10 protein-coding genes are annotated in these 14,071 nt (G+C 47.4%); 6 read left to right on the top strand and 4 right to left on the bottom strand.

Annotated features, from left to right (window positions below; all coding sequences use genetic code 11):
• Nucleotides 1-39 precede the first annotated feature (39 nt).
• Together SFV55_RS26860 and SFV55_RS26855 are read right to left on the bottom strand one after the other, a co-directional pair.
• Nucleotides 40-1,668 (bottom strand): sensor histidine kinase, encoded by a 1,629-nt coding sequence (locus SFV55_RS26860; RefSeq protein WP_320032675.1) that lies wholly within the window; start codon nt 1,666-1,668, stop codon nt 40-42.
• A 79-nt stretch (nt 1,669-1,747) separates the two neighbouring features.
• Nucleotides 1,748-3,364 carry a sensor histidine kinase gene (locus SFV55_RS26855; RefSeq protein WP_320032674.1) on the bottom strand — a complete coding sequence of 539 codons (1,617 nt, stop codon included), beginning with the start codon at nt 3,362-3,364 and terminating at the stop codon, nt 1,748-1,750.
• Between the two features lie 352 nt (nt 3,365-3,716).
• Between SFV55_RS26855 and SFV55_RS26850 the strand changes: the two genes are divergently transcribed.
• From SFV55_RS26850 to SFV55_RS26825, 6 genes are all read left to right on the top strand, one after another.
• Complete coding sequence (locus tag SFV55_RS26850) at nt 3,717-3,923, top strand: hypothetical protein (RefSeq protein ID WP_320032673.1); 207 nt, start codon at nt 3,717-3,719, stop codon at nt 3,921-3,923.
• A gap of 39 nt (nt 3,924-3,962) precedes the next feature.
• On the top strand, nt 3,963-4,916 hold the full coding sequence (locus SFV55_RS26845) for a replication protein RepA (RefSeq protein WP_320032672.1): 954 nt from the start codon (nt 3,963-3,965) through the stop codon (nt 4,914-4,916).
• A 1,224-nt stretch (nt 4,917-6,140) separates the two neighbouring features.
• A complete protein-coding gene (locus SFV55_RS26840; protein WP_320032671.1) occupies nt 6,141-7,073 on the top strand; it encodes a CHC2 zinc finger domain-containing protein in 933 nt (310 codons plus the stop codon).
• Between the two features lie 222 nt (nt 7,074-7,295).
• Entirely contained in the window at nt 7,296-8,150 is an 855-nt protein-coding gene (locus SFV55_RS26835; protein ID WP_320032670.1) for a KilA-N domain-containing protein, read from the top strand.
• Nucleotides 8,151-8,480: 330 nt separating this feature from the next.
• Nucleotides 8,481-8,732, top strand: coding sequence for a hypothetical protein (locus SFV55_RS26830; protein WP_320032669.1), 252 nt, complete (start codon nt 8,481-8,483; stop codon nt 8,730-8,732).
• A gap of 291 nt (nt 8,733-9,023) precedes the next feature.
• Entirely contained in the window at nt 9,024-12,563 is a 3,540-nt protein-coding gene (locus tag SFV55_RS26825) for an adenylate/guanylate cyclase domain-containing protein (protein WP_320032668.1), read from the top strand.
• Nucleotides 12,564-12,777: 214 nt separating this feature from the next.
• On the opposite strand, the gene SFV55_RS26820 is transcribed toward SFV55_RS26825, so the two are convergent.
• Together SFV55_RS26820 and SFV55_RS26815 are read right to left on the bottom strand one after the other, a co-directional pair.
• Nucleotides 12,778-13,485, bottom strand: coding sequence for a hypothetical protein (locus SFV55_RS26820; protein ID WP_320032667.1), 708 nt, complete (start codon nt 13,483-13,485; stop codon nt 12,778-12,780).
• Nucleotides 13,482-13,679 (bottom strand): hypothetical protein, encoded by a 198-nt coding sequence (locus SFV55_RS26815; protein WP_320032666.1) that lies wholly within the window; start codon nt 13,677-13,679, stop codon nt 13,482-13,484. The genes SFV55_RS26820 and SFV55_RS26815 overlap by 4 nt, the downstream gene beginning before the upstream one ends.
• Nucleotides 13,680-14,071: the final 392 nt, after the last annotated feature.

Below are 14,071 nucleotides of genomic sequence, written 5' to 3'. Positions count from 1 at the left end.
TCCGTGGGTTGGCGGGAGGGCGACCACATAGGGTTGCCGCTACAGGGGGATCGAAAACTGGACCAGGGTGCCGGTATGGGTGGGAGAAATCTGATTGCGATCCTGGATGAGGAGTGCAATTTTCTCCGATTTGCCCACATTCAGCCAATCGATGCGCTGATTGGTCATGGCCATGCCCTGGTGGCCGCGATTGGAGTCACGGCTTTGTTGGCGGCGTTGAGCCTCCTCAATGCCGATGCCTGAGTCTTCGATGGCAATGTTGAGCAATTGAGGCGAAGGCTGTTCCACCTTTATGGACAAGTTTTTGGGACCATTGCTGGGGCGAAGGCCGTGTAAGATCGCATTTTCCACAAAAGGCTGCAAGAGCATGGTGGGGATTTCGACGTTTTCCTGATCCACCAGAGGATCAACCTGAATGGAAAAATCAAAAGGGGTACGCAGAGCCTCCAGGCAGCAATACTTGCGCAGGGCCTCAAGTTCGTCTTTGAGCAACACAAACTCATGGGCGGCACTGTCCACCACATAACGCATGAGTTGCGCCATTTCGGTGAAATAGCGGTTGACCGCATCAAACTTCTTTTCGTGGATCAGGTCCTGGATAGAGCCCAGGGTGTTGAACAAAAAATGAGGGTTAAGCCGGGAGCGCAAACCAGTCAGGGCCAGGCTCGCGCGGTCGCGCTGGAAACTGAGTTTGCGGTTTTGGAAAAAAGAAAAACCACTAAAACCGAGCAGCACCACAAAAAGGCCTTTGAAGAGCAGGAACAAGTATTCGCGGTTCAACATCTTGGATTTGAGTTTGACCTTGAACTGGTAAGCATCACGCCCAAGTTTGTCACTTTCCTCCAATAACAGATTGATCTGCACCAGAGAACCCAGTTCGATGGTAAAATACCCAGCCTTGCCAGACTGGTCGAAGGCCATGGCGCGGTAAACCTTTTTGTTGCCGCCATTCGGAGCATCAATGATTCCGGCAGTGTGGACTTTCCATTTGCGGCCCAGAGCATTGATGGTACTGTCTTTTACGATGAGTGTAGGAGGATTGCGCAGGATTTCCTTAAGCGAATTGTATTCAGCAGGGATGTATTCACCATGAGCCTCTTTGGGCATTTTTTGTTGCGTAGGCTGGTAGAAAGACTCCGGTTTTTTCATCTCAATGGGGCGATCTTCCCGCAAAACAAACATTGACATGTTGATGCTGGCTCCACCTGGATTCAGCTGTTGAGGCTCACGATTGAGGATGATCACGGTGTAACTGCCCGGGATATCCAGCACCACAACGGCAACATCACCTTGGTGAAAAAAGGAAGTCACTTTGCCCAGTTTGCCCCGAAATTGAGCATAATCCGCAAAGAGATCCAAGGGATCCTTTTGCGCAGCATTTTTGCGGAAGCCGCGCCATTCTGGCGTAACCGAGGTAGCGAACCGGGCATTTTGCAGCCAGTTGTTGTCCATTCGCAACATAAACCGCATGCCGATGAAAGTCATGCTGTCGTTGCGAACCGCTTCGCGTAAAGGTGCGATTTGCTCCAGGTAAGGCAGGATAGAATGGATTGAAGCCTTGCGAAGCGAATCGAGGTTGGTTTTTGCGGTGGCATTGTGGGAGAGCGTTGTACAACACACCAACAATACCAGTAAACCAAAAGGAAATTGCTTTTGAAAAGAGGTCATCGATGTAAGGTGTTTAAGGAGAATGATTCTCCCCGGTCAAGCATAAAAATTCAAGAAAAATGGAAAAAGAACAGGAAGTTTAAATGGGGATCGACAGCTGTACCACAGTCCCCGTTTGGCCGGGTTTGAGGTGGCTACGATCCGTTATTTGCAGGGTGATTTTTTCTTTTTTGCCCTCATTGAGCAGGTCGATGCGTTGTTGGGTAGTGGCCAGGCCCTGGTGCTCGCGGGTATCCTGGAGTTTTTGGCCCCGACGCTGCCCCTCCTCGATGCCGATGCCATTGTCTTCGACCATTACTCCGATGCGGTTGCCGCTCTCGGGCCAAAGGCTAATCTTGAGCTCCTTGGGATCAGTGCCAGGGCGCAGGCCGTGCAGGATGGCATTTTCCACAAAGGGTTGGAGCAGCATCGTGGGGATTTCGGTGTTGTTTTGGTCGATGTCCTTTGAAATATCGAAGGCGTACTGAAAGGGAGTGCGCAGGGATTCGAGCGAGCAGTATTTTTCCAAAGCCTCCAGCTCCTGAACCAGGGGCATGTAAGCATATTTGGAACTATCCACTACGTAGCGAAGCAGGCGGGCAATTTCGTCGAAGTAGCGATTGGCCCCAGCTTTGTTGTCCTCGTTGACCAGGTCCTGGATGGAAGCCAGAGAGTTGAAGAGGAAATGGGGGTTGAGTTGGGCGCGAAGGCCATTGAGGGCCAAGTGGGTGCGAAACTGAGCCCGTTCCAGTTTTTTCATCCGGTTGCGGTAATAGAGGTAAGCGCCCAGTCCCAGAAAGGTCAAAAGCAAGACCCAGCGGTAGTCCAGTTTCCAGGATTTTGCTGTATCCTTTTTTTCACCTAACCAATATGCTGCTTTCTGACTAGTACTATTGGGAGTCTCCAGGTTCAGATTGAGTACCCAAAAATCAGTCACTGTCTGAAAAGTAAAATACCCAGGAACGCCTGTTTTTTCTTCCAATGCATAGGCACGGTAAGCTCTGCGGTTTTCTAAAAATATCTCACCCTTTTTTTGGATGATCCAGCGTTTACCCAGGGTCTCGATGGCATCGGTACCTACTCGGGTAATCGATTTTTTGTGAATTGTACTCACAAAATTCCCGTGTAAAAACTCAGGAAGCTGGTTGATTTGTTCCCGTTTGCGCAGCGATAAACGGTAGGAAATAGGTTCCTTAAATTTTTCAGGGAAAAGCTCATGCGCACTCATTCCGATCTCCACGCCATCACTCAGCTGACGATTGATGAAGACCACTTTAGTAGCTAAGATGTCGCCAAACTTTAGCAAGAGCATGTTTTTAGAATAGGCCACCTGTTGAACGCGCCAGAGGCGATCTTCGTAATAAACGTTGTGTTTGAACACATCTAAGAGCCCATCACTGAGCCCTCCGCGCCAATAGAGTTGCCATTCAGCAGGAACCGTTTCAGCATAGGTGGCTGTGTCCAGCCAGTTGATGTTCAAGGAGAGGACGGGTTTGAGTTGGAATGCCCGGGTGGAGCTGGAATCTTCCGTGAGGAACTCGTTTACCCAGGCAATACTCTCGATGTAGGGTTTAAATGTAGCAATTAGTGCCTGGCGATCTTTTTGGGGGGTAGGGGAAATTGGATTGTAATTAGCCAGTAGCCCTCCATTCATTCCAAGCACAAAAGCAAATAGGATCAAGATGTCGGCAGCAATGAAAGGCTTAATATTTTTCATAGTGGTATTTTTTGTGAACGGTTCAAAGATGCGAGTCTGGTGCGTAAAATGAGTGGGCGAGCAATTATTCGTAGGCACTTTTCGATTATTCGTAGGCATTTGGCAATTATTCGTTGGGAGGAGGGAGAGGCTGGTCTTAACTTTTTTGAAAGTTGTTGCTTACTCATTTATGCGAAAGAGGCTCCGTTTTCACCCTTGATCCAAAATTCAATCAGCACTTAAATAAAGATTTCTGTAAAAACTTAAATAAGTTTTTACGCTTTTAAGTTTTTTCAACCTAACTTAGCCGCTGGGCAAGAATAAGTGCTCATTTTTTTATCGCCCTTGTACTCAAAATTAAATATATTGGCTTATGAACCAAGAAACAAGTATTCCTACCGTGCCTGGCATCAAGCCTGAAGCAGCAGGTGCCGAGGATGTAAAGCGGTTTACGGTTGACCTGCCTACCAATCTGCACGTGGCCCTCAAGATGAGAGCGGCCACACTCAGGCTCTCCATGCGAGAATACGTGATCACGATCATTGAGGCTGCGCTGAACGAACAGAAGGACAAGGAATAACAAAACTAAACGGGAGTTTTTCCACAAAATCCATCCAGCATGGAAGAAGACAACAAAGCCAAGAGCATCACGACGCTCAGCAAGGTCCAAAAAAGGAGTTTGGGCACCCATGTGTTGCTCAAAACCACGGAGGCCGACAAAAACGACGCGATGTTTCAGCACAGCGTGTTGTGTCAGACCTTTTTGCCGTACCGGGATCCCGGTAACAACATCAACCTGTGGCAACAAAAGCAAGGCGCTGCGACGCTGGCCGTACAAGCCGGCAACTCCTTTGATCCCAACAAGCAGGAATTCACCCAAATCGGTTTGCCCTATGGGCCAAAGGCCCGTTTGATCCTGGCGCACATCAATACCGAGGCCATCAAAAGCCAACGAGCCGAAATCCATGTAGAAGAAAGTATGACCGCGTTTATCCGCAAAATGGGATTGAACACCGATGGCCGGACCATCAAGGTGGTGAAAGAACAACTGCGGCGCATTTCGGTGGCTACTTTTTCGATCGGTTTTTTGTCGGACGAAGGCAGTACCCAGGCCGACTTAAAAATCGTGAAGTCCTTCGACCTGTGGTTTCCGAAGGATCAGAACCAGCGGGTGATGTGGGATTCGACCATTTTGCTGACTGACGATTATTTCAACAGTTTGCGCGAGCACGCCATTCCACTGGATGAGCGGGCGCTGGCCGCCTTGTCGCACAGTGCGCTGGGGTTGGACATCTACGCGTGGTTGGCGCAACGGCTGCACCGGATCAGTTACGAGCGGCCCCAGTTCATTGCCTGGGCCAATCTGCGGGATCAGTTTGGGCATGCTTATGGCGAGATCTCGAAGTTTAAGCAGGTGTTTCGCAAGACCTTAAAGGATGTGCTGATGCAGTATCCAGGGGCGAGGATTGAAGAGGAGGCGAATAAGGGGTTCAAGTTGTTTCATTCGCCGCCGCCGATTCCGACGAAGGTGTTCAGTGTGATTGATGGGGTGACGCAGAAGCGGTTGGAGTAACGTGAAGTTTGGTAGGGTTGAAAACATATTAAATTATTTCATAACGTGAAGTTTGGTAGATAATGGCTAAACTGGCTCGGGTGAGGGAGTTGGGGAGGGGAGGCTACCAAAGTTCACGTGGAAGGTAGGGGAGCAGCTTCGCTGCTGTTTTTTTTGAACCACCTAAGAAACTGAAGGGACTAAAGGGCACTTGAGGGCGAAAGCGGCATATTATTAGCACAAAGAAAAAATAAGAGGACACAAAGGGCACAAAGTTAGATGGGCAGCTTCGCTGCCTTTTTTTTTGAACCATCTAAGGCATCTAAGGGCCATCTAAGGGAGGGTTGCGCGCACTGGAGGGAGGGAGGTTTTGGAGGTGAGGGGGTGAAAAGCTACCAAACTTCACGTGAAATTGAGTTGTGAGGGAGCACGTGTACTTTGGTAGGTTTTGGGGTGGTTTTGGTGGTTTAAACTGTTGATAATCAGTATTAAAAAATAGCAACGTGAAGTTTGGTAGGTGTGGGGATAGAGATAACGGCAAGCGTTACCCCTACCAAAGTTCACGTGGATTTAGGTATTAAGGGAGCACGTGAAGTTTGGTAGGTTTCGGGGGACAATTTCAATGATCTAAGTCTGGGCTAATCAAAGGCAAAAGAAGGGGCACGTGAAGTTTGGTAGGCAGATGGGTTTGAGGCCAAACTGCGAGGCTTGACCCTACCAAACTTCACGTGCCCGCAAGAAGCTATCAGGAAGAGTAGTCAACGTTTTGTTATTTATTTTCTTTTCACAAGAAAAAATTTTGATTAGTTTTGTCGGAGGGAAAATTTAAGGTTTTCGAAATTCACAGAAGAGCGCGACTGAGTATAGGTATTTAAAAAATATAGGAGTATATAGGTTTGTCAACCAAACTTCACGTGGATTTATACCAAAGTACATGTGGATAAGCTGCCTAAAGCTACCAAAGTACATGTGGATAACTTTCGGAAGAATATTGTTAAGCCCAAAACCCTACCAAAGTACACGTCAAAACGAAGATTTAGGGGGCGAGCCTACCAAAGTACACGCGGGAGCTACCAAAATGCACGTGCATTCTACCAAACTACACGTCGATTTCTACCAAAGTACACGTGCTTAGTGTGCACACCTACCAAACTTCACGTACATTTCCCTACCAAAGTACACGTGGATAAGTAATTGATAATAAAAAGATTAAAGCAATTATCTTTGTGTAAAACATCGAGACAGATGACCGTACCAGAAGCCAAAAACATTCCTTTAGCCGACCTGTTGGCCCGATTGGGGCATCAGCCAGCCGAAGCGCGGCAAGGCGGCAACGACGTATGGTACCTGTCACCGTTTCGGGCAGAGAAGACTCCCAGCTTCCACATCCACCAGGAGCGCAACGTTTGGTACGACTTTGGCGATGGCGACAGCACTGGGGGCAACCTGATTGACTTTGTGATGCGGCATCAAAACTGTTCCTTTGCCCGGGCGATGGCCTTTTTGGAAAAGCTGTACGGAAGGGGAGGAGCAGCAGGGCCGAGTCTCTGGAACCTGCCTGACAGTGGGATCGTAGCCGCTTCCCCAGGGGACAAGTTTCAGTTGGACAAGGTACAGCCTCTTCAGAACCAGGCCTTGAAGCAGTACTTGCAATCGCGCGGCATTGAGCCAGGTATAGCCGGCCACTGGATCCAAGAGGCTTATTACCACCACTGGGACACCAAGAAACAATATTTTGGTCTGGCCTTCGCCAACGGCTGTGGCGGCTACGAGTTGCGGAATCCCTACTTCAAAACCTCGCTGGGCGCCAAGGGCATCAGTTTTTTGGGTGGAAAAGACAAGAGCCAGTGTTGTATCTTTGAGGGCTTCTTTGACTTTCTGGCCTGGCTGTGTTTGGAGCAAATCAGTGGAGAGTTGCCGCAGGATGTATTGGTGTTGAACTCGCTGAGTTTTCAGGAACAAGGGTTCAGTCTGCTGGAGTCGCGGAATTATGGCCGGGTGCACAGTTACCTGGACAACGATGAAGCGGGTGGGGTAGCTACGCTGGAGTTGATTTACCGGCTGGGGGAGGAACGGGTAGCGCCGCAACACCGGCGGTATCGGGGGTATAAGGATTTGAGTGCGTGGTGGGAGAAAGAGGGGACGGGCGTTGAGTTGGCAGGAATGAATACGCATTGACGATTTTCCGATATTCCAAATGGAATATCGGTGCGGGTAAGTCCTTGAATTTAAGGGATTAAGCGTTATGGGAATTCCCATAACGGGAATAATCTTAAGGCGTTTCCGTATCTTCGAGCGGGGTAGCGCATTAAAACATTTTCCGATATGCAAATTTACACATCGTTGTTAATCAACAAGTTACAACATGTCTAGTTTGGCTCAATAGTAATTATCAAGCAAATGGCAAAAAAGACAATCAACGTAGAAGGAACAGCGATCACCCTGCTCAGCATTGGGGAAGATGATTTTATTTCTTTAACTGACATCGATCAACGTTTTGAAGGAGGGGGAAGACACATTGAAAACTGGATTCGGAATCAAAACACTATTGAATATTTGACCACCTGGGAAACCTTGCACAACCCTAATTTTAATTCCATGCAATTGCATGGAATTAAAGAACAAATAGGACTCAATCGATTTTTACTTTCTGTAAAAAAATGGGTGGAGTTGACGAGTGCGATTGGATTAAGAAGTAGTGCCGGGCGTTATGGCGGAACCTATGCACATCTGGATATAGCGTTCCATTTTTGTTTGTGGTTGTCGCCCACCTTCCAGTTGTACATTGCCAAAGAATTCCAGCGCCTTAAAAAAGAAGAAGCCAAAGAAAGTAAGGAGGCACTGGATTGGAACTTGAAACGAACACTGGCAAAGGTCAATTACCGGGTTCATGCTGAAGCAGTACGGGAGTACTTGATGCCCCCTCAGTTGGTAAATACCAAAAAAGAAGGGATTGTATTTGCTTCGGAAGCAGATCTGCTGAATGTGGCCGTTTTCGGGATGACGGCCAGGGAATGGAAAATGCAAAATCCAGAAGCCAAGGGCAATATGCGGGATCATGCTTCGACAGAACAATTGATTATTCTGGCTAATCTGGAATCCCTGAACGCCAAATTGCTGGAATGGGATTGTGACCAGGAGCAACGCTTGGAGATTTTGAATAAAACGGCGATTGATCAGATGAATGTGTTGCTGGGGTTACCAGCGGTTAAGGAGTTGAAAGCAGGGATGAAGTTGGATGGGGAGTTGGAGTAGGGGGGGCCCCTAGGACACGCTCCTCCCACGGCACGCTCCTCCCACGACTAAAGTCATGGGTTAAGGCACTAGGGTGGCCTCCCATGGATAAATCCGTGGGTTGGCTGTAGCACTTGGGTTTTAATCCCTACGAATTTGCAGGGATAAAAATGGTGATTAACTCCAGGAGAGCTTACACAATTCCAATTTTAATTCCATGCAATTGCATGGAATTAAAACAGCTTGCTCTGAACCGCTTGAAGGGCGATATTCAGATGTGAATATCGATTTGAAATTTCAGTACATACCCGTATCTTACCTTATTATTTTTTCATAAAGCTATAGAAAACCATGATTGAGGTAAGTACCACTACTGGCATCCAGCAGAAGTATCAGGATGCCACCGTGCGGGCAGAGATCCCGCAGGACAATTTTCTGGAACTGGCAAACATAGGGTACCCCTGGGAGTTGGTCCAACAAACCGATTGGGGGTATCTGTGCATTTTGAGCATTGCTGCTTTCAGAGGGAATACCGTACAGCTGTACAGTGAGCTGAATGAGGATGTGTATGTGGAGTTGGAAGATGTGTTGGCTGTACGGTAATTAAAAAGAGCCATCGGGAAGGACGGCTCGTGTAGATACAAAAACAACAAAAAACTGGTCAAGACGGTCAATCTTGATGCTACAAAAGTAAGGAATAAAATAGATATAATCAATTTTTTGTTTGATTTTTTTAAACATTATTTAATCAATCTCACCCCATTAGAAGAGTATGGCTAGGGTAATAATCAACTATTTTGAAGTTTCGATATATCCCCATAAATTGCCATAGTGTGACGCAAAAAATTACTTCCCGATTATTCTGCGTTACTTAAAGATCAGATTCAGCAGTTCATGAAAAAAAACTATAGTACCTGGCTAGTCTTTCTCCTAGTTCTACCTGCCTGTACTAATAGGGCTGATTCAGAGCATATATCTGATCAAGAATCAAAAGCACATAAAGCCCCTGAAATTATACTACTGGATGAGCTGGCAGATACGCTCAAGCCACAGACCATTTTTTTACATAGCCGGAATACACCCAAGTCGACAATCTTCCCTAAAGGACAGCATAAAAATAGCAGCACCTTCTACGAACCATTAGGCCCAAGGTCATCTAAAACCCCGAAGAACACTCAACTTTCAACAGGAGGAACCCCACCCATTAAAAACTTAGGTGTAGCACTATTTACCAATCATACAACCGAGCAAGGATTGTTACTTGATGTAATAGTAAGCTCTGTTATAGATAGAAGAGGGCAACTCTGGTTTGGAACCTATGGCGGCGGTGTAAGCAGTTTTGATGGCCAGCATTTTACCAATTACACCTCAGCACAAGGTTTAGCAGGAAATTGGGTTTGGAGCATTGCTGAAGACCACAAGGGGCGGCTTTGGTTTGGGACATTAGGAGGAGGCGTCAGCTGTTATGATGGGCATTCCTTTACCAATTACACAACGGAGCAAGGCTTAGCGAGCAACGTGGTATATGCCATTACGGAAGATTCGAAGGGGCAGATGTGGTTTGGTACCCGGAGTGGTGGAGTAAGTTGTTTTGATGGGAAACAATTCATCAATTATACCACCAAAAATGGATTGACTAGCAATAGTGTTTTTAGCATCATGGAAGGTCTCCATGGCGAACTTTGGTTTGGAACACAGGGGAAAGGAGTATGTTATTTTGATGGCAGAAAATTCAATAAACCAAGCACATTAATACAGTTAGCAGATAAAGATGTAAGATGTATTGCCAAAGATTCATTGGGCAACCTCTGGTTTAGCACTCAAGATGGAGGGGTAAATCGATACGATGGGCAACAGCACACTAGTTTTACCATAAAAAATGGATTGTCAAGCAACGATATACGGAGCATTGGCGTAGACCAAGATGGACAAGTATGGGTAGGCACAAGAGGGGGCGGGGTCAGCCTCTATGATGGAGCAAGTCATTTTTTTACCTACACTAAAGCCAACGGGTTAGCGAATAACGATATCAGGAGTATCACAGTAGATAATACCGGTCAACTTTGGTTCGGCACATTTGGCAGTGGCATTTGCCACTATGGAGGCCAAGGGGTTTCCAACATCACAACTGCTCAGGGTCTAGCTGCAAATATTGTTTGGAGTATAACGACAGACCAATCCGATAGACTTTGGCTTGGTACAGATGCAGGCATCAGCCGATTTGATGGCCAAAGCATAAGTAATTATACAACAGAGCAGGGACTACCCGCTAATGTAATTTGGAGTACAGCAACTGATGAAGCGGGCCAACTCTGGTTCGGAACATTGGGAGGTGGACTATGTCGATACGACGGCAAAATCCTAACAACATTCACCACCGATCAAGGGCTCACTACAAATGACATATGGTGCATTACCCCAGTTTCAGATGGTGGCTTATGGATTGGCACTCGTGGCGGAGGATTTAGTTATTTTGACGGCAAAAGTTTCACCAACTACACTACTAAACAAGGTTTGGCAGGTGATTGGGTAAGTAGTATTGTAGTTGACCAATACCAACATCTTTGGTTAGGCACTCGAGATGGAGGAGTGAGTTACTTTGACGGTAGCAGTTTTACCAATTACACTACAGCCCAGGGTTTAGCAAGTAATTTCGTTTGGGAAGTCAGTTCCGACCAAAAAGGAAACCTATGGTTTGGTACAGAGGAAGGGTTAAGTTTTTTGCCAGCCGAGCAAATCAAGAAATTGGCGCAAACAAAGGTATCCAATAGAAGCAAATTCCTTCCTTCCTTCAAAACCTTCAAAACATCCGAAGGTTTACCAGACAACTACGTTACCCAGGTTTTAGCATTACCAGAGCATAAAATAGTCGTAGGGACAAATCTTGGGCTAAGCATTTTTGATGTACCAGACCAGGGCGCTAACAAATTGACTCGACTTAAAAAAGTTGAAATTTTCAACATCAATACCGGCTACCCAATTAAACACATCAACGTTGGCCAAACAGCCTTGTACAGTGATGGGAAAGGAATACTCTGGGTAGGTACAGGAAGTGATCAAACTGGCTTAGTCAAATTTGACTATCACTTATTGCATAAAAACGAGGTACAACCACGAATATTCATCAAACAAGTTCGAATAAACGAAGAAGCCATTCCCTGGCATACTCTGGCTGAACCAGCTGCTAAACCTTGGCTTGACAGCCTCAATAAACCGGCATACGTTACGGAGGAAGTCAGCGTCCTGGGAAAAGCCCTCTCCGAAGAACAGCGCCAAATTTTGCGCCGCAAATACCTGAAGCTAAAATTTGACAGCATTTCCGGATTCAATCCATTGCCCCAAGGTCTGATTTTGCCCTATCAGCACAACCATATTACCATTGATTATACAACTACCGAATTAGCAAAGCCACAATTAATAGAGTATAAATATAAACTGGAAGGCTACAACCAAAAATGGAGTCCGGCACTGACTAAAACGAGTGCAACTTTTGGAAACATTAATGAAGGCACCTATACCTTTAAAGTCATGGCAAGATTTAAAGGGTTGAGCAATAGTCAGGCAAGAAACTGGACTCCTCCCGTGACCTATACTTTCAGGGTTCGCCCTCCGTGGTATCGAAGTTGGTGGGCTTATACCATCTATGGTTTGACCCTGATTGGCGTAGTAATTTTGATCGTTTGGTGGAATGGTCGTCGTTTGCGTGCTCGTGCAAAAGAACTGGAGGTTCAAGTTGATAAAGCAACCATTGTGATACGAAAACAAAAGGAAGAAGTAGAAATTGCCAAGAAACAAAGCGATGAGCTATTGTTGAACATCCTCCCTGAAGAAGTAGCTGAAGAGCTAAAAACTAAGGGGGCTGCTGAAGCCAGGCTTTTTGATGCCGTAACCGTTTTATTTACAGACTTTAAAGGGTTTACACAACTTTCAGAACAACTCAGTGCAATCGAACTTGTGAAAGAAATCAACCTTTGCTTTTCCATGTTTGACCAAATCATTCATAAGCACGGAATTGAAAAAATCAAAACCATTGGGGATGCGTATATGGCCGCAGGAGGATTGCCCATACCCAATAAAAGCCATGCGGAGGATGTTGTCAAGGCTGCTGTGGAAATACAGCACTTTATGCAAGAGTACAAACAAACCAAATTACAACAAGGGGAATTATTTTTTGAACTCAGGATCGGGATTCATACAGGACCAGTAGTAGCAGGGATAGTGGGCACCAAAAAATTTCAATATGATATCTGGGGTGATACTGTAAATACTGCCAGTCGAATGGAAAGCAGTGGAGAAATTGGAAAAATCAACATTTCCGGGACCACCTATGATCTGGTTAAGACACTATTCCAATGCAGCCATCGTGGCAAAGTGTATGCAAAAGGAAAAGGGGAAATTGACATGTATTTTGTGGATGCATATTTGTCTGAATAAATAGGAGTAGATAAGACTGTCATCCACTCATCTTCCGCTTAAAAAATTCCAATTCAAAGGGTTTTGAAAACAAAAAAACCGAAGTGCATAGCACCTCGGCCTAAGTAAAACTAAACCCCAGTTAATGATCTTGTAGCGGTAGGAGCCAATATTGTCCCACCGCAACCAGTCAAATAACTGTGGTAAGATAAATGCAATTCCAACAAATTGCAAGTTATTGTTCAAAAAAATGTGCCTTTGCCAGCACCTCGGCCTCCAGTTCCCGGAGGCGATCGCGAAGCCGCTCAATGCCCGCTTCTTTTTCCAGAAAGTCTTTGCGTTTGCCCAGGAACTCGACGGGGCCGATGTTCTTGGCGGCCAGTTCCTGTTGCCAGTAGGAGAGGAGCTCGCGGTCGAGTTCCAGGAGCTGGAGGGCAGCGGCGAGTTCGCGGCAGAGGCTGAGGAGGCGCTCCAGGTAGGGGAGGAGGGCCTCCTTGTCGCGGCGGGCAGCAACCTGAGCTTGTTCGAGGATGGCCAAGCGCTTGGCGGCGCGGGTTTGTTTGTCCTTTTTGGCCTGGTAGATGACAGCGGTGGAGTAGGAGAGTCCGGGGCGTGGGGCTCCACTGGGGGTGTAAGCCAAGCCGAGAGCGGGGAGGTACTTGAGCCAGTTGCCGCGGCGGGATTCCTGGAGCTCGAGGAGGGAGGAATGGGCGGCGTGGGCGTGGAAGGTGTCGATGGAGGCGTGGAGGGTGGCCAGGGGCGGGAGGGTGTCTCCCCTTTGTTGCCCACGAATAAATTCGTGGGGTGGCGCTGTAGGGTGGCCTCCCACGGATAAATCCGTGGGTTGGCGGGGCTGCATCGAGCGGTAATGGGTAGCTGAGACTGCTGGCTGGAATAGCAGAAGCAGGGTAAAGAAGCTGGTGCTTCGGAGGATCATTTTCATGGGACGAGGGTTTCGGGTACACGGAGATCGATTTCAAAATCAAAGGCGGCGGCGTAGCGCTCTTCGTACACATCGACGCAGCCCTGGAGCAGGGTAGGGATGGGGCGAGAGACTTCGGCGTAGTGCCGGTACCCGGGCATGCGGATGGCCTGGAGCTGGAGGCTGGTGGTGCAACACCAGTTGGGGGATTCCATACCCTCGAAGTCGAGCCAGGGGTCGACCCAGCTGGAGCCGGTGGACCAGGTGACACCGTCGGCAGGGGCCCAGTGGCCGTGGACGGTGACGGGGATGAAAGGGGGACGATCGACAAAGGTGCAACTGAAGGGGAACAATAGAAGGGTGGTGAAAAGGATGGTTTTCATAGCAAATGGTTTTTAATGACGAATTTTTCGAATGACGAATGACGAGGGGCTTCGTCTGCGGACAGCGGCCGGTGCTTGCTATGAAAAAATTGCTAAGGTTTGGTGAAACCTGGTTGTGGAGATGAGTGCCCGGAGGGGCGTGCTTGTTGGGTGCAAAGATAGGGGGATTTGGAGAATGGGGCAAGAGGATGGATGGGCCGACGGGATTATTCAAAAAAGTGTGT

It is taken from the genome of Haliscomenobacter sp., assembly GCF_033763495.1.
Lineage (GTDB): Bacteria > Bacteroidota > Bacteroidia > Chitinophagales > Saprospiraceae > Haliscomenobacter.
Note: the sequence above shows the minus strand (reverse complement) of the source record. Positions and strands in the feature narration are given on the sequence as shown.

Excerpts from the sequence above, each read along its gene's own strand:
- SFV55_RS26835 (WP_320032670.1), top strand. The coding sequence starts at position 7,296 with ATGGCAAAAAAGACAATCAACGTAGAAGGAACAGCGATCACCCTGCTC.
- SFV55_RS26815 (WP_320032666.1), bottom strand. The coding sequence starts at position 13,679 with ATGGAATCCCCCAACTGGTGTTGCACCACCAGCCTCCAGCTCCAGGCC.
- SFV55_RS26840 (WP_320032671.1), top strand. The coding sequence starts at position 6,141 with ATGACCGTACCAGAAGCCAAAAACATTCCTTTAGCCGACCTGTTGGCC.
- SFV55_RS26855 (WP_320032674.1), bottom strand. The coding sequence starts at position 3,364 with ATGAAAAATATTAAGCCTTTCATTGCTGCCGACATCTTGATCCTATTT.
- SFV55_RS26820 (WP_320032667.1), bottom strand. The coding sequence starts at position 13,485 with ATGAAAATGATCCTCCGAAGCACCAGCTTCTTTACCCTGCTTCTGCTA.
- SFV55_RS26830 (WP_320032669.1), top strand. The coding sequence starts at position 8,481 with ATGATTGAGGTAAGTACCACTACTGGCATCCAGCAGAAGTATCAGGAT.
- SFV55_RS26860 (WP_320032675.1), bottom strand. The coding sequence starts at position 1,668 with ATGACCTCTTTTCAAAAGCAATTTCCTTTTGGTTTACTGGTATTGTTG.
- SFV55_RS26850 (WP_320032673.1), top strand. The coding sequence starts at position 3,717 with ATGAACCAAGAAACAAGTATTCCTACCGTGCCTGGCATCAAGCCTGAA.
- SFV55_RS26825 (WP_320032668.1), top strand. The coding sequence starts at position 9,024 with ATGAAAAAAAACTATAGTACCTGGCTAGTCTTTCTCCTAGTTCTACCT.
- SFV55_RS26845 (WP_320032672.1), top strand. The coding sequence starts at position 3,963 with ATGGAAGAAGACAACAAAGCCAAGAGCATCACGACGCTCAGCAAGGTC.